This is a genomic window from Lactobacillus sp. ESL0260, from assembly GCF_003692935.1.
Lineage (GTDB): Bacteria > Bacillota > Bacilli > Lactobacillales > Lactobacillaceae > Lactobacillus > Lactobacillus melliventris.
Window position 1 is genome coordinate 97,102 of the sequence record NZ_REHO01000004.1, and the last position, 18,156, is coordinate 115,257.

Genomic DNA, 18,156 nt, shown 5'->3' on the forward strand with positions numbered 1-18,156 from the left:
TGAATTATTCTTTTTAAGTGACACGGTGTCACTAAGAGGAAACAGGAGGTGAACTGGAATATGGCTAAGTCAACTTTTATTAACTTGCCACTAGATAAAAAGCAAAAAATTGAAAGTGCATTACTGAAAGAATTCAGTCAATATCCTTTGGCAAAAGCGCAGGTAGCGCGAATAGTTAAGGAGACTGGGATTGCGCGTGGCGCTTTTTATAAGTATTTTACGGATTTGAATGATGCTTATCACTATATGTATGATTTAGCTCTGAAAACTGTTCATTCACCAGTGAAAATATTGCCGCAATTTCAAGCCCAGCAGTATTACGATAATGTAACTCATTTCTTAGATAAAACAAAAGAAAGTACATATGCAGGATTAATTAAAATGCATATTTTGTATAATGAGAATACATTTGATCATCATTTTCCGTCAAAAATACTGCTCGCATTAGATCCCCAAAATTGGAGTGCCATGGTACTTAGTCATGCAGCTATTAGAATGGTTCTCGAGAATCCGAAACAAAAAGAAGCTATTATGACGCGCTTGAAGGCAAGTTTGGAACTGTTAAACAAAGGAAAAAATTAATGTTTTTAGCAATTAAAGAAATAAAAAGAGAAAAACTTCGTTATGGCTTAATTATTTTAATGATTTTTTTGATTAGTTATTTGATATTTATTTTGTCAGCACTGGCAACAGGGTTGGCCAGCGAAAATACACAGGCACTAGAATCTTGGAATGCACAGAAAGTAGTTTTAAACAAAAATGCCAATGTCAGTATGAGTCAGTCGATTTTAACAAAAAATGACTTAAAAAAAGACGCATTGACTAAAGATGAAGCTCTAGTAGGACAAATTCCGGTAGTAGTCAAAAACTCAAAGCGACCACAAATTTCAGCACAGTTCATCGGAATTAAAAGGGAGCAGTTTATTTATCATGATCAGGAACTGATTGCAGGTAGAAGAGCAAAAAAGAACTATGAAGTAACTGTTGATCAGGCGTTTAAAACCAAGGGTTACCGGTTAGGTGATAAATTAGCGCTAAACGGTTCTACTAAAAAGTACCGCATTGTCGGCTTTGTTAAAAATGCTAAAATCAATATTGCTCCAATTATTTATGGCACGCTGCAGTCTTGGAAAAAATTACGTCAGGGAATGCCAACCTTGCGTGCTTCGGCAATAGTGTCTCGTAATCCGGATTATAAATATAATTATCAAAACTGTAAGACCTATCCCATTGACCAGTTTATTAAAAAACTTCCGGGGTACACTGCCCAAAATATGACTTTTGAATTAATGATTGGTTTTTTATATGTTATTTCGTTAATTATAATTGCAGTTTTCCTCTATATTTTAACGATGCAGAAATTGCATAACTATGCGGTTATGCGTGCACAGGGGATTCCCAGCAGTACATTAGTTAAAGCAACTATTAGTCAGGCATTGATATTAGTACTTGCAGGTTTAATTATCGGATTGATAGCCACAATGATAACAGTCAAGGTTTTACCGCCCGCTGTTCCGATTAGTTTTACACCCCAAATTATTTTGACCGGAATAATCGGCTTATTGGTAACTGCAATTATCGGCAGCTTAATTCCAGTCAGATCAATATTAAAAGTAGATCCAGCACAGGCGATAGGTGAATAACATGGCAATTATTGAATTAAAGAATGTTCAAAAAGTTTATGGTACAGGGGCTGCACAAGTCGTTGCGTTAAAAAACATTAATTTTAAGGCAAACCTAGGTGAAGTGGTATTAATTATGGGCCCGTCAGGAGCTGGTAAAAGCACCTTTTTAACAATTGCCGGCTCTTTGCAAAAACCGACTGCGGGCAAAGTTATTGTTGGCGGTCAGGACATTGCGCATATTTCTACTAGAGAAAGTGACCGTTTACGACTAACACAACTTGGTTTTGTATTGCAGGCTTATAATTTAGTACCGTTTCTAAAAATTAAAGAGCAATTTGAATTAGTTAATAAAATAAAAAAAGAGGGCAATATCAGTGCTGCCAAATTGCAAGAATTACTCAAGCAGCTGGGAATTAATTCTTTAATTAATAAGTATCCTAATGAACTTTCAGGTGGGCAACAGCAACGCGCAGCTATTGCCCGTGCTCTTTATGCTAACCCGCAAATTTTGCTGGCCGATGAGCCTACCGCTTCTCTTGACAGTGAGAATGTGGCTGAAGTAGGGCAATTGTTTAAAAAATTAGCCAAAGATTATCACAAAGCCGTCTTGCTAGTCACACATGATCCACGGCTAGAACAATACGCAGATCACATTTATGAAATGATGGATGGAAAAATCAGGCAAAAGAGTTAATTGCTAATTTTCAAGAATAAAATAACTATTAGCAATGTTTTTTAAAAAAATGTCAAATCAACTAAACTGTTTCATTAGTAGTAATTTTTTGTTTGTAATTTTTTTAACTAGTTCTAATTATTGTTATTAATTGAAATAGCTTATTAAAAGTTAGAGAAATCCTTTATTCTTTTGTGTTAGAAAAAAGTACTTTGTCCTTGACAAAGTACTTTTAAATTTACTATTCTTAATAATAGTAAAAAAGATGTTATTTTTAATAAAAATAACAGAAGTAATTAAAAATAAAATTATTAATTTTTAAGCTGTTTGAAGAATTGATTGAGAGATGGATTCTACGTTAAACTGACTAAAATATTTTATTTGATGTTTTTATTTGGCAGACTTTTTGTTTTATAGCTTAATAGTGTAATACTAAATTTTTGCTAAATAAAGCTTTTTATCTAGAGGTACAATGATGAACGATATTCCCGAAGACAAATCTATTGAATTAACAACTGACTACCAGAACCATAGCATTAATATGGCTTTTTCGGATAATCTAACAGATGATTCTGAACGTGGCTATATACTATCAGCTGCTTTCTTTTCATTTTGCGCAGCTCAAGGCTTAAGTAAAGAAGAATTAAGTGATATGGTTTCAACTTACTATGATGAGTTTTTGAATAATGAGGATTAACTGCTCATTACATTTGTGTGCTTAAATATATTTCACCTGTGGCAATACCAGTTCTAGAAGCTGGTCTAAAAAATACGTTTAAAGTTAATCAAGGAAAAAATCAAAATGGCTAGAAAAAAAGAAATAGGAAAAAGTAAGATCTTAAATATTGCTTATAAAATGGTTGTTAAGGATGGAGTTGAAAGCTTAACGGCCCGCAGCATTGCTAAGGCTGGCCATTTTTCTACTCAGCCTTTGTATCTTGAATTCGATAGTATGGACGATTTACGCCAAGAGGTTTTGCGTAAAATTGCAGACAACTTAAAGAATAAAATTTTACAGAAAAGCTATATTGCTGAACCATTGATTGACATGGATTTATCGTATATTGATTTTGCCCAAGAACAAGAGAACCTCTTTAAAGCAATGTTTGTTGAAGGTAAGTGTGGCAATGAAATAATCGCTGATACTTTAATAGATTTTGGAACTGAGAAATTTAAAGAGCAATATCCGGATAGTAAGTATTCTGCAGAAAAAATCAGAAGTATTATTATTGCTAACTGGATAACTACTTGTGGAATTGCTTCGTTAATAGTTAATAAAATTGCGACTTTTTCTCAAACACAAATTATCAACGTTTTAAAGGCACAAATTAATGATGCAATTTTAAACGACTGGCTTAGCAAAAAAAGTAATGTTTCTCTGTTTAAGACAGAAGAAAAATACAATTAAAGCCCCGAAATAGTTTTTACTACTTACATAGTGTAAGCAGGATAAGCTATACGAAAGTATTAAATTATTAAAGCTATCTGAAATCAGGAACATGTTAAAAAGATACGGATATGCTATAATTAACAGTGAAATTAGTTTCCTGAAAGGTGGTTTTTATGAAAATCCTTGCATTATCTGGCTCAAATGCCAAAAATTCATTTAATGAGGCATTGCTTAAATTTATTTCTAAGCGTTTTGCCGACAGGTATGATTTTAAGCTGACAACAGTTAAAGGGTTGCCAATGTTTAAAGAAGGTGAAGATGCCCCAGAAGCAGTTCAAGCCTTAAGTAAAGAAATTGAAGATGCCGACTTGGTATTAATCGGTTCTCCTGAACAACAACACTCTGTTACCAGTGCTTTAAGTAGCGCGCTTGAGTGGTTATCTTGTGTAACTCACCCATTTAAGGGTAAGCCAGTTGCTATTGTTTCAACTTCACCAATGCCACAAGGTGCTTCTCGTTCACAAAGTCGTTTGAAGAATCTGTTTTTAGCACCTGGTTTTGGCGCTAAGGTCTTCAATGGTGATGAATTCATGATGGGTGTTGCACCAACTCAATTTGATGATAATGGTGACTTGAAAGATGAAGAAACCGTTAAATTCTTAGATCACTTTTTCGATGAAGTTGATAGTTGGTACGCACAAGTAACTAAATAGGAGGGCTGAGAATGAAAATATTAGCAATTGTTGGTACAAATGCACCTTTTTCATATAATCGCTTTTTAGCACAATTTATTGCCAAGCATTATAGTGATAAAGCAGATATTGAAGTTAAAGAAGTCGACAAATTGACACCTTTCTGCAGAACAGAAATGGCTGATGATACTATCAAGGCTTGGATCGAAGACGTTAAGAGTGCTGATGGTATTGTAATTACTACTCCAGAATATGATCATACAATTCCTGCTGCTTTAAAGAGCAGTCTTGAATGGTTAGGCTCACACGCTGGCCCTAACGTTATGAAAATGAAGCCCGTTGCTATTGCTGGTGCATCATATGGTTCACAAGGTACTGGTCGTGCCCAAGAAGATATGCGTGAAATTTTACTTTCACCTGATATGAGTGCAAATGTTTTACCAGGCAATGAAGTTTTAATTGGTCAAGCTCCAGATAAATTCAACAAAGAAACTGGTGAATTGACTGATGAAGCAACCATCAAGCAATTAGATGGTATGATGGACAACTTCTTTAAGTTTGTTGAGCAAGCACATAAATAAACTTTTGCTAGATTAACTGGCAGAGAGTAAAATAACCGGATGGGGGGTATCCTATCCGGTTATTTTTTTTGAAAGGAAGTTGGCATGACTGAACCTGTCATTTTACCTGTAAAATCTGTTCGTAATCCGCGTGATTTGGGTGGCTATATTGGCTTTAACGGACATCAGATTAAGTTTCATCGCTTACTACGCACTGGTAACATAAGTAAAATAACGCCAGAAGATGAACAGTTTTTACTTAATTATGGTCTGACTAAAATTATTGATTTGCGCTCTCCGGCAGAATGCAAAGCTAATTCTGATAAAAGCATTCAGGGCGTTGCTCATTATGAATTCCCCTTATCGGCTGATGATAATACCGGTGGTAAGGGTTTGGATATGAGCAGGGAATTTGAGCAATACCGCAAGGATCAATATGCCGGCTTTTATATGATGTGTCAAAGATATCATGATCATATCAGTAATCAATTTTCTCAGAATAATATTCATCAAATTGTTAGTTTAATTGCTGCTACAACTGATGGCGCAGTTTTATATCATTGTTCAGAAGGTAAGGACAGGACGGGATTAGTTACAGTAATACTGCTTTACATTTTAGGTGTGGATTTAGAAACAATTCGCCAGGATTACCTTTATTCCAATATAATGCTCAACGATTACCGTAAAGTTCGCGATGCCCGATTTAAAAAAGCCGGTGAAAATGATAAGTTTCGGGCTAACATGCGTATTTTGGGTTCAGTTGCCAATGCATATTTTGATACCAGCCTGATTACCATCAATGAGGATTTTGGTGGAATTGATTCCTATATTGCTAACCAGTTAGGAATTGACCAGCAAATGCAAGAGAAGATAAGAAAGAATTATTTGGAAAATTAGGGATAAAATAATGATTAAAAATTTGGCTATAGAACAAGAAGTAGGACAGCATCATGCCTTGGGTACAGCAATCACTTTACAGGTTTTTGGTGCTCGTGATAAAAGCGTGATTAATGATTCCTTTACTTTGATCGACCATTATGAAGACTTATTGACAGTTAATCGTGATGAATCAGAAGTAATGGATGTTAATCATGCTGCAGGTAAGCACCCTGTTCAAGTTTCAAGCGGTACCTATGATTTAGTTAAATTGGCGGTAGAAAAAAGTCGGGAAAATTTTGGCTTCAATGCTCTGATAGGCCCGGTTGTCAAGTTATGGGCAATTGGTTTTAAAAACGCGCACGTTCCTACTGCTGAGCAAATTAAGGAAAGAATGGCACTGATTGATCCGTTTAAAGTTGACCTAAACGATGCTGATCAAACCATTTTTTTGCAAAAAGTGGGCATGGAATTAGATTTAGGCGGTATTGCTAAAGGCTGGATTGCCGATCGTATCAAAGATTACTGGCGAGCTTATGGTGTTCACGCCGGAATTATTAATCTAGGTGGTAACATTTTACTTGTTGGCGACTCACCTAAAAGGACTAGTGGTCAGTGGTCAGTAGGAGTACAGGATCCAAAAGAGTCTCGTGGCAATAATATTGCTTCGGTGATGGTACCGGAATGTTCTGCAGTTACCAGCGGAACTTACGAACGTTATCTAGAAGTTGACGGTCATAAGTATCACCATTTAATTGATCCGCGAACTGGTTATCCGGTTGAAACTGATTTGGCTGGCGTGACTACTTTTACCAAGTATTCAGTTGAAGCCGAAATCGAATGTAAGAGATTGTTTTTTGCTGGTAAGCCGGTTGCTGGTTGGCATGATGATCCTGACCGCATTGGCGCAGTTTTTGTTTATAACGATGAACACGTTGAGTATGATAACTTTCAAAAGTAATAAAAAAAGTGCCTCTAAGGCACTTTTTTACTTTTAAATTTATAAGTAAGTTTATTATTTGAACGAGAGGGCTTTGTGGCAAAATTCTGCTTGAATAGCACTCTCTGGTACCCAGGCAATTGCACCATGATCATAATTCATGTTCTTGCCACCAGTACCCGCTTTATCAAACTTGGAGTAATAGAGTGGATCATAAACCAAGAACTTGCCTTTTTTGTAGCCGGTGATAACTTTGCAGTGATTGCGCTTGTAGTCGCCAGCTTTTTGATATGAAGAAAAGCCATAGTATAAAACTGGCTTGCCAGCCTGAATATACATCTTAAGATCATCAACTGTTAGTTTTTTACTGGAGATATTAATGATCTTTTTGCCCTTTTTAAAAGTCCGGGCGTATTTAGCTAGGGCATCGGGGCTAATTACATAGCCAAAACCGACGCCAGTGTAAACATTTCCCTTTTGTCCGCCTTTAACTGGCTGCATTGGTAAATTATTTTGAATTTTTGTAAGCAAACTAGTGGTAATTTTCTGTCCCTGAGAACCTAACAACATTGCCATTGATGCTCCTGCACAGCCCCACGGGGTTTTAACAGGAACATATTGACTGACATATGGCGTATTCTCAATTGTTTTAGCCTGATTAGGAGTAGCTACGGCTTTTTTATTAATGTAGCCAATTGATTTTTTACCCTTTTTGTTAAGCCAATAGTATGTTTTGCCATTGTGGGTAAATTTTTTATTGACATTAAATGTTTGGTGAAAATAATTCTTGGCTGCCTTCTTCTTGGTAAAATTATCAAGATAAATACCATAATTCTTTTTAACAATTGCTACTTTGAAAGTTTTGACTTTTTTGGCAGTGGCATTAGCAGGCTTTTTATTCTGGGTCGCGGCAGCCGGGACATTGGTTTCGGTCTTACCTGTTTCTTTGTCTGTCTTTTGGTTTTCTTGCGGCTTTTGTGTCTCAGACTCTTTATTTACTTGATTATGGTCCTGCTTTAATTGCTTATTTTGAGCTTCCGTTTCTGCGCTAACTGTTTTGGTCAGATTGTTACTGAAAACAGGTGCTGCAAGAATAACAGCTGCAGAAATAGTTGCAATTTTCTTTAAAGTTAATTTACTTTTCAATTTATCCTCCTAATTTTTCTTATTCAAAATACCTTCATAACAAGTTTACTACAACAAATGGCAAATATATGCCAAAAAATTATGTGGATTTCTATTATTAGTAGAAGTGTATATAACATAATTACTCAAATTATTTTAGTTAAAGATCGAAGTAAACTTTTGCTAATTGATAAACAAAAACAGCGTCTAAACTAACAAGTTTAAACGCTGATGACTATTTTATTTTATTTAGGCAGCAGTTCTACTGATACTAAAGATACTGTTGAACAACCCGTTGGATAAGCCAGGTGTGTTATAAATGATGAAACGAATAAATGATGAGTCTAAAGTTTGCTGGATAAACCACGGATTTTGCAAAGCATTAAGCATTGACAAGATAATGTAAACGAAGAAATAACTGGCAAAAAAAGATACGACAGCACCTAAAACACTATCTAGTAAATTGCCAAAGTTAGTTGCATGGGGATTTTTATTAGGTACCCAGCCTTTAAAAATCTTAACAACCATTTTGCCCAAAAAGACAATGATAAAGAATGCCAAAAAACGAAAGAGCATTAAGTTAGTTCCGGGAGTTAAAGTGGTTTGAATATTTTGCCCGGTGATCTGACTGTAAAGCCAATTGCCAACAGGATTTTGAAACAGAATAGCTGTAATGAAGACAATGGCAGCAAATATCAGATTAATAATTAATCTGGTGAAGCCCGTTTGAAATCCTTTGTAGGTTTTTAGTGTCAAATAAGCCAGTACAATTAAAGTAACAATCATATTTATCTCCTTTGACGATATTATAGCTTAATTTATGCGTTTAGACTTTGACGACAGTCGAAAAATATTTCATAATTAAAGGGATGCATTGACTTTACATTAAGCCAATTTTAGCGTTAAATTTAAAGGGTGTGAAACAAGGTTTCACGGGTGAAAAATGAATCCTGAACAGTTCGTCCAAGAATTATCAAAACGTAATTTTAAATTAAATGAAAAACAAATCAACCAATTTAACCAATACTTTACCAGTCTGATTGAGACTAATAAAAAAGTTAATCTTACGCGGATAACAGAAAAAGATGAGGTCTATCTAAAGCATTTTTGGGATAGTATCACACCTCTTTTCACATTTGGTTCAGTATTAAAAGGGGCTGATACTTTATGTGATGTTGGTGCCGGTGCCGGTTTTCCTTCTATTCCTTTAAAGATTATGCTGCCTGAATTAAAGGTTACAATCGTCGATTCTTTGGGCAAACGGTTGAATTTTTTACAGGGCTTAATCACCCAGTTAAATTTAGAAAATGTTACCTTGGTTCATGGCCGTGCCGAAGACGTGGGGCAAAATAAACAGTATCGTGAACAATTTGATGTTGTGACTGCCCGTGCTGTTGCTAACATGGCCGTTTTAAGTGAGTATTGTTTGCCGTTAATTAAAGAAAGTGGCAATTTCATTGCTCTCAAGGGACCAAAAGCTGAAGACGAACTGAAATCAGCTCAGAAAGCCTTAAAAGTTTTAGGTGGTAAGGTCATTGCAGTTAAAGAATTACAATTACCTCGAAGTACCGAAGAGCGCACTTTGATTCTGATAGAAAAAGTGCAGGCTACGCCTAAGAAGTATCCGCGGCAGGCGGGAACTCCGCACCGCAAACCAATTCATTAAACAGGGGGACTCAAAATGTCATTATTTTCTTCTTTACGTCATCATGAAGAAATACCTAAAAATAAGCAGATTCAGGATATTGAGCTAAGTAAAATAAAACCCAATTCTTTTCAGCCGCGGCACCAGTTTTCTGAAGAATCAATTCATGAATTGGCATCAACCCTTGATAAAGATGGGTTACTGCAACCAATTGTTGTACGTGAAAAAGAGGGCAATTATGAAATTATTGCTGGTGAACGCAGACTGCGAGCTGCAAAGCAGCTCGCTTGGACAAAAATACCGGCAATAGTTAATAACATGGATGATAGCCAGGCTGCATCATTGGCTTTAATTGAAAACCTGCAAAGGGAAGATTTAAATCCGATTGATGAAGCACAGGCTTATAGTAATCTTATGAAACTAAATAGCCTGACTCAAACTACCTTGGCCCAAAATATTGGCAAGTCACAATCTTATGTTGCTAACAAGTTGCGCCTGTTAAAGTTAACACCGAAGGTACAAAGTTATTTGGCCAGTGGTGAAATTTCGCCACGTCATGGTCGCTGCTTGGTAGGACTGAGTGAGAAAGATCAGGGCCGTGTCTTAGATGAAATACTTGCAAATAACCTGAATGTTAGCGACACCGAAAAAATCGTTAAAAATGTTGACCAGTATTTTGCAGGCAAAAAAGTTAAGGATAAAGAAAAAGAGCAGGCAGAACAAACAAGACGAGCAGCCAATCGTATCCCTAAAGACTTAAAAGTACAAATTAATACAATTAAAAAGGCAATTAAACTTGCTCAACAGTCTGGCATCAAGGTTAAGTTCAAAGAAAATAATGATCCTGATGATTATATGATTACGATTGAATTGAAAAGAAAGTAGGAAGGCATGGAAAATATGGTGAGTGTAATTTCAGTTGCTAACCAAAAAGGTGGCGTCGGTAAAACGACAACAACTATAAATTTAGCGGCTTCGATTGCGGAACGCGGTTATCAAGTCTTAATTGTCGATATTGATCCGCAGGGTAATGCGACCTCTGGCCTGGGGATTGAAAAATCTGCTATTGATCAAGATATTTACAGCGTTTTGATTAATGATGTTCCCCTTAAAGATACGATTTTCCATACTTCAACTAAGCGGCTGGATTTAGTTCCGGCAACTATCAATTTGTCTGGAGCTGAAACAGAACTAATCAGTATGATGGCCAGAGAAACGCGCTTGAAGTCAGCTTTAGATTCAATTAGCGACAATTACGATTTTATTTTTATTGATTGTCCGCCTTCATTAGGACAATTATCTATCAATGCTTTTACGGCATCTGATTCAATTTTAATTCCCGTTCAAAGTGAGTATTATGCTATGGAGGGGCTTAGTCAGCTGCTTAATACCATCCGCTTAGTGCAAAAACACTTTAATAAAGATTTAGGTGTTGAGGGTGTTTTGCTGACCATGCTGGATGCGCGGACTAATTTAGGTGCAGAAGTAGTAAAAGAAGTACGTTCTTATTTTTCTGATAAGGTTTATAAAACTATTATTCCGAGAATTACTAAGCTAGCTGAAGCACCTAGTTATGGAGAAGCAATTACTGAATATGCTCCTAATTCACGTGGTGCTGAAGTTTATGATGATTTAGCTAAGGAGGTGTTAAAGAATCATGGTAAGAAACTCAAGAAATAAAGATACTAAAAAACATGGTGGTTTAGGTCGGGGGATTGAAGCCTTGTTTGAAGACGAACCGCAAATTGAAGATAATGAAGAAGAAATTCAGGATTTAAATTTAAGCGATATCAGACCTAATCCTTATCAACCACGTAAAAACTTTGATGACAAGTCTCTTAAAGAATTGGCTGATTCGATTAAAGAAAATGGTGTTTTTCAGCCAATTATTGTGCGTAAGTCGGTGAAAGGCTATGAAATTATTGCTGGTGAGCGCAGATTTCGTGCTTCAAAACTAGCAAAAAAGACTACTATACCGGCCATTGTCCGTGAATTTAGCGAAAGCCAGATGATGGAAGTTGCCGTTTTAGAGAATCTGCAACGTGAGGACTTAACGCCTCTTGAAGAAGCTCAGGCATACGAAATGTTGCAAAAAAACCTGGGCTTGACCCAAGAAGAAGTTTCAAAAAGAATGGGTAAGTCCCGTCCCTATATTGCTAACTACTTGCGTCTTCTGACACTTCCTAATAAAACTAAGCACTTGTTACAGCACGGTGAGCTATCAATGGGACAAGCCAGAACTCTTTTAGGCTTAAAGAATAAGGACAAAATTGACGAAGTAGCTAAGCAGGTCGTTAAGGAAGGGATGCCGGTACGCAAAGTTGAGGCACTGGTAGCCAATCTTAATTCTAAGAAACCGCGCAAAAAAGCAGTGCACAAATCGCCCTTTATTCGTGCTACTGAACATCAATTAGCTGATAAGCTGGGTTCAACTGTCAATATTTCCGCCAGCAAAAAAGGTAGTGGTCATTTGTCAATTGGCTTCTCTTCAACAGAAGAGCTGAACAGAATACTCGATGTGCTGGGAGTCGACCTTGATGAATAAAGAAATTGCTTATGGTTTGGCAGATACGGTATTGATGAAAAAACCACATGCTTGTAAAACTAATGACTGGGAAGTTCTGCGTTTAGGAGCTGATATCAGGTTAAAGTGCATGGGGTGTGGCCATATCGTAATGATGCCGCGTTCAAAGTTCGCGCATAACTTAAAAAAAGTTTTAACTAAGGCTAATGATCCGGTTAATATTAAAAATACGCTTTATGTGCCTAAAAAAGAGATAGCACGGCCGGATATTAATCAAGAAAATAACTGATTTTGTTAAAGAAAGAGGATAAAAATGTCATTAACTGCTGGGATTGTTGGATTGCCTAACGTTGGCAAGTCAACTTTGTTTAACGCAATTACTAAAGCGGGTGCGGAAATGGCCAACTACCCGTTTGCAACGATTGAGCCTAATGTCGGAATGGTTGAAGTTCCGGACAAGAGACTGGCTCGAATTCAGGAACTGATTCCGGCTAAGAAAATTGTTCACACTACTTTTGAGTTTACCGATATTGCTGGGTTAGTTAAGGGCGCTTCAAAAGGTGAAGGTCTGGGTAATAAATTCTTGGAAAATATTAGGCAAACGGATGCTATTATCCATGTTGTTAGGGCCTTTGAAGATGATAATATTACTTCCGTCACTGGTAAAGTAGATCCGGAAGAAGATATCAACACTATCAACTTGGAATTGGCAATTGCGGATCTTGATGCCGTTAATCGCCGCATTAATAAGGTAAAAAAGATTGCCCAGCAAAATGACAAAGAGGCTAAAGCAGAGTTCAATGTTTTGCAAAAAATCAAGCCGGTTTTAGAAGAAGGCAAGGCTGTACGTTCAATCAGTTTTAATGACGATGAGCAAAAAATTGTTAAGGGCTTGTTCTTGTTAACGGATAAGCCCGTCATCTATGTAGCTAACATCGCTGAAAGTTCAATGGCTGATCCGGAAAAAGACCAGTACTATCAAGTAGTTAAAAAACATGCGGAAAGTGAAAATGCGGAATGTTTAGGTATATCTGCTGCAACTGAAGAAGAGATTGCCGGCTTGGATGACGATGAAAAAGCTGAGTTCTTAGAAGCAGAAGGCGTAACTGAGTCAGGCCTTGACCGTTTAATCCGTGCAGCTTACCACATTTTAGGCTTGAGGACTTTCTTTACGGCTGGTGGTCCTGAAACACGGGCATGGACTTTTCATAGGGGAATGAAGGCTCCGCAAGTTGCAGGAGTTATTCACTCTGATTTTGAGCGGGGATTTATTCGCGCTGAGGTAGTTTCATTTACTGACCTTGATCAATATGAAACTATGCAAAAGGTTAAAGAAGCTGGGAAGCTACGTCTTGAAGGCAAGGATTATGAAGTTCAAGATGGGGACATTATTGAATTTAGATTTAACGTTTAGGAAAAAATAATGGCAGAAAAGAAAACTGAAGAACAAGCTAAGATAGATACTAATAAGCAGGAAAAGTTAAAAGAAAAGGTAATTAATCAGAATAAAGATGACGAGGTCAAGCAAATGCAGCCTGCTGAATTGCGTAAGCAGCTCAGTAATAAGAACTCTGACTATGTTTTTCGTTTGCAAAAAGAACTGGAAACACAGGGTAAAATGAGTCATGAAGATGCACAAAAAAGAGTGGATGAGCTTTTAAATGACTTGGTAATTGCACAACGTCATGGTCAACCAGCCAGCACGTATTATAATATGTCGCCTAAGCTTAAGGCTGCTGACATGTTAAAGCCCAAAAAGAGAAAAGCCTCAGATATTCCATTTTGGCAATACGCTACGGATAATGCCTTGTTTTATGTCGCTATTTTCTTTGGTCTCTTTGGACTAATTGGTTTGTTCCAAAAGAATGACAAATATAATTCACAGATGGGTGTATTAACATTATTAATTGTCGGTGCTTCACTAGGCGTTTTCATGACTAAATATAATGATTGGGTTTTACCTAATGGCAGTAAAAATCGTAAAATTCCGTGGTCAAAATTAATCTGGGGTTTTGTTTTACTGATGGGAATGCTCTTTATCTGCTTTGGCGTATTAGGTCTTCCTGCATTACAAGTGATCAACCCGGCTTTGCCAGGAATATATAACTTAATTATTGCTGCGGTAGCGTATGGCATTCGCTGGTTGTTCCGCCGGCATTATGAAATTATTGGTTCCGCCTTTTCGCCAGCTGATAAGAGCAAATAGGTGCTTTTTGTCAAGAAAAGCGCTATACTTAGATAACTATATGTTTTAAAGGATAAATAGATTTATTATGAATCTATTTATCCTTTTTAAACTGAATACACGTAAAAGAACGCATTAATAAATTAGAAAGAGGTATTTAATGATTAACACTCTGCGAAAGTCAATCAGGCAGTATAAAAAACTGTCTTTGCTGTCGCCATTATTTGTTACTGGTGAAGTTATCATTGAAATGTTAATACCGTATTTAGTTGGTATATTAATAGACAATGGCATTATGAAGGGGAATATGTCATATATCACTAAAACTGGTGTTATTTTACTGGTGCTAACAGTTGTTTCACTTGTTTTAGGTTCTGGTGCCAGTTATGCCTCTGCTCACGCTGCTTCTGGTTTTGCAGCTAACTTGCGTAAAGATATGTTCTATCATGTGCAAGATTATTCATTTGAAAATATTGACAGGTTTTCCAGTGCAAGTCTAGTTACGAGGATGACTACTGATGTTAATAACATTCAAATGTCCTATCAAATGCTGATTAGAATAGCAGTCCGGGCACCAATGATGTTGCTAGTCTCAATTATCATGTCAATAATAGTTAGTCCACAATTGTCACTTGTTTTTGTCGTGATTGCACCGGTTTTCGTAATTCTTTTAGGCTTGGTAATCAAAAGTGCCAGCAAATATTTTCCTAAAATCTTCCGCGGTTATGACCGCATGAACCAGGTTGTCCGGGAAAATGTTCGTGGTATTCGCGAAGTTAAGACTTATGTGCAAGAAGAAGCGCAAACTGTCAAGTTTAAAAAATCAGCTGGTTTTATTTATAGACTTTTTGCTACAGCTCAGAAGATCATGTCTCTTAACTCAATGATTGTCATGGCTGTTTTGAATATTTCTAATTTAGCTATTTGCTGGTTTGGTGCTAAGGAAATAGTGGGTGGCAGTTTACAGACTGGTCAATTAATTTCAATGTTCTCTTATTCCAATTCTGTCTTAGGCAGCTTGAATATGCTGGCTATGATCATTACTCAGCTGGTAGTTTCAGGAGCTAGTGGTCACAGGGTTGCTGCGGTTATTAATGAAAAGCCTTCAATTGAAAATCCACGTAAACCGTTAAAGCATGTGAATAATGGAGAAGTGATTTTTGATCATGTCAACTTTAAGTATGACCCAGATGATAAGGAACTAGCTTTAAGTGATATTAACTTAAATATCAGGCCGGGTGAAACAATAGGAATAATTGGTCGTACGGGGTCATCAAAATCTACATTAGTTTCTATGATTCCGCGGCTTTATGATACTGATTCCGGAGCGGTGCGTGTATCAGGACATAACGTTAAGTCCTATGATTTAAAGACGTTGCGTGATAATGTTGCCATGGTTTTACAAAATAATGTCCTGTTTTCAGGCACTATAAAGGAAAACCTTAAATGGGGCAATGAAAATGCAACAGATGAAGAAATTATCGCTGCCTCAAAAATTGCTCACGCTGATGACTTTATTCGTGAAATGCCAGATCAATATGACACTATGGTTGAGCAGGGCGGTAATAATGTTTCTGGTGGCCAAAAGCAAAGGATCACTATTGCAAGGGCATTGCTCAAAAAGCCGAAAATCTTGATACTTGATGACTCTACTTCAGCAGTAGATACACAGACTGAGCGTCAAATTCGGGAAGCCTTGGCAAAGGATATGCCCGATACTACCAAAATTATTATTTCTCAAAGAATTGTGTCAATTAAAGATGCAGACAGGATAATTGTAATGGATGAAGGCAAGATTCAGGATATCGGGACACATGAAGAGCTATTGCAGCGTAATGATTTATACAGCTCAATTGCTAAGTTTCAAGAAGAACAGAAGAAGTAGGTGATTAATTTGGATAAAGCAGTAGAAAATAAAAATAGCCAAAATACTGGTAAGCGTTCCACAATTTTATGGCGACTGCTTAAATTAGTTGCCAGTACAAGTCCTTGGATGCTGATTGCTTCAACGGTTGCAATAATTTTAACAGCTGCAGCAAACGTTTTAGGTTCACTATTTATTGAACGTTTGATTAATGTTTACATTATTCCCTTAACTAAAGAAGCGCAGCCAAATTTTGGTCCGCTTTTACATGCAATTGCAGTTATGTTTGGTTGCTATGCTATCGGATTTATTTCTAATTATCTTTTTGCTGTGTTGATGGCAGTTTTGGCCCAGAAAGTACAATATAGAGTACGGCTTGAAATGTTTGAGCACATGGAAATGTTGCCAATTTCCTATTTTGACGAAAATGATTATGGCGACATCATGAGTTGCTATACTAATGATATTGATACCTTGCAACAAATGATTTCACAATCAATTCCACAGTTTATGAACTCTGCGTTGAACCTCATTTTTGTTTTGGGTGCCATGCTGGCTTTAAGTTGGCAATTAACTATCTTTACCTTGATTGTTTTTGCTCTCTCTATTATAATCGTCCGTTTTTTAACCGTTCGCTCCGCTCATTATTTTCAATTGCAACAAAAAGAATTGGGTCAAGTTAATGGTTACAATGAAGAAATGCTTAATGGTCTTAAGGTAATAAAGGTCTTTAGCCATGAACCTGAAGTTGAAGAAGACTTTGATGCTTATAATGAATCTTTAAAAGTAGCCTCTGGTAAAGCTCATACGTATGCCACAATTTTGTTCCCTATTATGGGCAACATGGGCAATTTGCTCTACGTCTTAATTGCTATTTTAGGTGGAGCAGTTGCTATTAACCGTATTGCCCCACTTTCATTAGGAGTCATTGGTGCTTTCTTGCAATTATCTAAGCAATTTGCAATGCCAATAGCCCAGATTTCACAACAATTAAATTCTATTGTAATGGCTTTAGCGGGCGCAGAAAGAATCTTTAAGTTAGAGGATCAACCCGTTGAAATTGATGATGGTGATGTCACTATTACCAAGGATGAAAATGTTAAGGGTGCCTGGCATTGGAACGTACCACAAAAAGACGGCTCTGTTAAGAAAGTCACAGTTAAAGGACATATCGTCTTTGATCATGTTAATTTTGGCTATACGCCGAATAAACAAATTTTGTACGACATTTCTATTGACGCTAAGCCAGGTATGAAAGTAGCCTTAGTTGGTGAAACCGGTGCTGGTAAAACGACGATTTCTAATATGATTAATCGTTTTTACGAAATTAATTCTGGTACGATTACTTATGATGGTATTCCCATTAGTAGAATTAAGAAGGATGATTTGCGTCAGTCTCTGTCAATTGTTTTACAAGACACGCATATGTTTACCGGTACGGTGATGGACAATATTCGTTTTGGTAATACCGATGCAAGTGATGATGATGTATATCAGGCAGCACACTTATCTCACGCTGATGAATTTATTCACCATTTAGATGAAGGTTATAAAACAATCATTGATGGCAATGGCGGAGACTTGTCTCAAGGACAAATGCAGCTGCTCAGTATTGCACGAGCAATGATAGCAGATGAACCAGTGATGATTTTAGATGAAGCCACTTCAAGCATTGATACCCAAACGGAAAAACTGGTACAAGCTGGTATGGATAACTTGCTTGCAGGTCGCACTAGCTTTGTCATAGCTCACCGCCTGTCTACGATTGTTAACTCGGATTTAATTCTGGTGCTTGATCATGGCCATATTATTGAAGCCGGCAATCACGAACAACTTCTAAAGAAGAAGGGTTATTACTACGAGTTATATACTGGTAAAAAAGAAATAGAATAGATGTACTTAAAATATTCCTGGTCCTATAGACTGGGAATTTTTTTGCTTTAAATAATGGTGTAAGCAATAATTACTTTTCAACCATTAGTTTGTGTTATGGTAAAATAAATGAATTTAGTTGGTTCGACACTATTAATATAATTTGGCTATAATTCAAATTTTAA

The 18,156-nt window shown here is 36.7% G+C and carries 20 protein-coding genes; 18 read left to right on the plus strand and 2 right to left on the minus strand.

Annotated elements, in window-relative coordinates; all coding sequences use genetic code 11:
* Nucleotides 1-60 precede the first annotated feature (60 nt).
* The 9 genes from F5ESL0260_RS01400 (at nt 61) to F5ESL0260_RS01440 (ending at nt 6,777) form a co-directional block, all read left to right on the plus strand.
* Entirely contained in the window at nt 61-582 is a 522-nt protein-coding gene (locus tag F5ESL0260_RS01400; protein ID WP_122025602.1) for a TetR/AcrR family transcriptional regulator, read from the plus strand.
* A complete protein-coding gene (locus F5ESL0260_RS01405) occupies nt 582-1,643 on the plus strand; it encodes an ABC transporter permease (protein WP_122025603.1) in 1,062 nt (353 codons plus the stop codon). The genes F5ESL0260_RS01400 and F5ESL0260_RS01405 overlap by 1 nt, the downstream gene beginning before the upstream one ends.
* Nucleotide 1,644: 1 nt before the next feature.
* Nucleotides 1,645-2,319 carry an ABC transporter ATP-binding protein gene (locus F5ESL0260_RS01410; protein ID WP_122025604.1) on the plus strand — a complete coding sequence of 225 codons (675 nt, stop codon included), beginning with the start codon at nt 1,645-1,647 and terminating at the stop codon, nt 2,317-2,319.
* Between the two features lie 454 nt (nt 2,320-2,773).
* Nucleotides 2,774-2,995 (plus strand): hypothetical protein, encoded by a 222-nt coding sequence (locus F5ESL0260_RS01415; protein WP_046324227.1) that lies wholly within the window; start codon nt 2,774-2,776, stop codon nt 2,993-2,995.
* Nucleotides 2,996-3,100: 105 nt separating this feature from the next.
* Entirely contained in the window at nt 3,101-3,706 is a 606-nt protein-coding gene (locus tag F5ESL0260_RS01420) for a TetR/AcrR family transcriptional regulator (protein WP_122025605.1), read from the plus strand.
* A gap of 155 nt (nt 3,707-3,861) precedes the next feature.
* Nucleotides 3,862-4,401, plus strand: a complete 540-nt coding sequence (locus tag F5ESL0260_RS01425) for an NADPH-dependent FMN reductase (RefSeq protein WP_122025606.1) — start codon at nt 3,862-3,864, stop codon at nt 4,399-4,401.
* A gap of 11 nt (nt 4,402-4,412) precedes the next feature.
* Nucleotides 4,413-4,961: an NADPH-dependent FMN reductase gene (locus F5ESL0260_RS01430; protein WP_046324230.1), complete on the plus strand. Its 549-nt coding sequence runs from the start codon at nt 4,413-4,415 to the stop codon at nt 4,959-4,961.
* 84 nt (nt 4,962-5,045) lie between these two features.
* Nucleotides 5,046-5,837 (plus strand): tyrosine-protein phosphatase, encoded by a 792-nt coding sequence (locus F5ESL0260_RS01435; RefSeq protein WP_122025607.1) that lies wholly within the window; start codon nt 5,046-5,048, stop codon nt 5,835-5,837.
* A gap of 10 nt (nt 5,838-5,847) precedes the next feature.
* Nucleotides 5,848-6,777 carry an FAD:protein FMN transferase gene (locus F5ESL0260_RS01440; protein ID WP_122025608.1) on the plus strand — a complete coding sequence of 310 codons (930 nt, stop codon included), beginning with the start codon at nt 5,848-5,850 and terminating at the stop codon, nt 6,775-6,777.
* A 54-nt stretch (nt 6,778-6,831) separates the two neighbouring features.
* Here the strand turns inward: F5ESL0260_RS01440 and F5ESL0260_RS01445 are convergent, their stop codons facing one another.
* On the minus strand, nt 6,832-7,902 hold the full coding sequence (locus F5ESL0260_RS01445) for a C39 family peptidase (RefSeq protein WP_122025609.1): 1,071 nt from the start codon (nt 7,900-7,902) through the stop codon (nt 6,832-6,834).
* Nucleotides 7,903-8,130: 228 nt separating this feature from the next.
* Nucleotides 8,131-8,667 carry a CvpA family protein gene (locus tag F5ESL0260_RS01450; protein ID WP_046324233.1) on the minus strand — a complete coding sequence of 179 codons (537 nt, stop codon included), beginning with the start codon at nt 8,665-8,667 and terminating at the stop codon, nt 8,131-8,133.
* 157 nt (nt 8,668-8,824) lie between these two features.
* On the opposite strand from F5ESL0260_RS01450, the gene rsmG reads away from it, so the two are divergent.
* From rsmG to F5ESL0260_RS01495, 9 genes are all read left to right on the plus strand, one after another.
* Nucleotides 8,825-9,547: a 16S rRNA (guanine(527)-N(7))-methyltransferase RsmG gene (gene rsmG, locus F5ESL0260_RS01455; RefSeq protein ID WP_110445544.1), complete on the plus strand. Its 723-nt coding sequence runs from the start codon at nt 8,825-8,827 to the stop codon at nt 9,545-9,547.
* A 15-nt stretch (nt 9,548-9,562) separates the two neighbouring features.
* Nucleotides 9,563-10,411 (plus strand): nucleoid occlusion protein, encoded by an 849-nt coding sequence (gene noc, locus F5ESL0260_RS01460; RefSeq protein WP_122025610.1) that lies wholly within the window; start codon nt 9,563-9,565, stop codon nt 10,409-10,411.
* A 15-nt stretch (nt 10,412-10,426) separates the two neighbouring features.
* A complete protein-coding gene (locus tag F5ESL0260_RS01465; RefSeq protein ID WP_110445546.1) occupies nt 10,427-11,206 on the plus strand; it encodes a ParA family protein in 780 nt (259 codons plus the stop codon).
* Nucleotides 11,184-12,071 (plus strand): ParB/RepB/Spo0J family partition protein, encoded by an 888-nt coding sequence (locus F5ESL0260_RS01470; RefSeq protein ID WP_122025611.1) that lies wholly within the window; start codon nt 11,184-11,186, stop codon nt 12,069-12,071. Before F5ESL0260_RS01465 ends, F5ESL0260_RS01470 begins: the two co-directional genes overlap by 23 nt.
* Nucleotides 12,064-12,339, plus strand: coding sequence for a DUF951 domain-containing protein (locus tag F5ESL0260_RS01475; RefSeq protein WP_046324238.1), 276 nt, complete (start codon nt 12,064-12,066; stop codon nt 12,337-12,339). The genes F5ESL0260_RS01470 and F5ESL0260_RS01475 overlap by 8 nt, the downstream gene beginning before the upstream one ends.
* A 24-nt stretch (nt 12,340-12,363) precedes the next feature.
* A complete protein-coding gene (ychF, locus tag F5ESL0260_RS01480; protein ID WP_122025612.1) occupies nt 12,364-13,464 on the plus strand; it encodes a redox-regulated ATPase YchF in 1,101 nt (366 codons plus the stop codon).
* Nucleotides 13,465-13,473: 9 nt separating this feature from the next.
* Nucleotides 13,474-14,256 (plus strand): DUF1129 family protein, encoded by a 783-nt coding sequence (locus F5ESL0260_RS01485; RefSeq protein ID WP_122025613.1) that lies wholly within the window; start codon nt 13,474-13,476, stop codon nt 14,254-14,256.
* 139 nt (nt 14,257-14,395) lie between these two features.
* On the plus strand, nt 14,396-16,120 hold the full coding sequence (locus F5ESL0260_RS01490) for an ABC transporter ATP-binding protein (RefSeq protein ID WP_046324241.1): 1,725 nt from the start codon (nt 14,396-14,398) through the stop codon (nt 16,118-16,120).
* Nucleotides 16,121-16,129: 9 nt separating this feature from the next.
* Nucleotides 16,130-17,992, plus strand: coding sequence for an ABC transporter ATP-binding protein (locus F5ESL0260_RS01495; protein WP_199700494.1), 1,863 nt, complete (start codon nt 16,130-16,132; stop codon nt 17,990-17,992).
* The last annotated feature ends 164 nt before the right edge of the window (nt 17,993-18,156 follow it).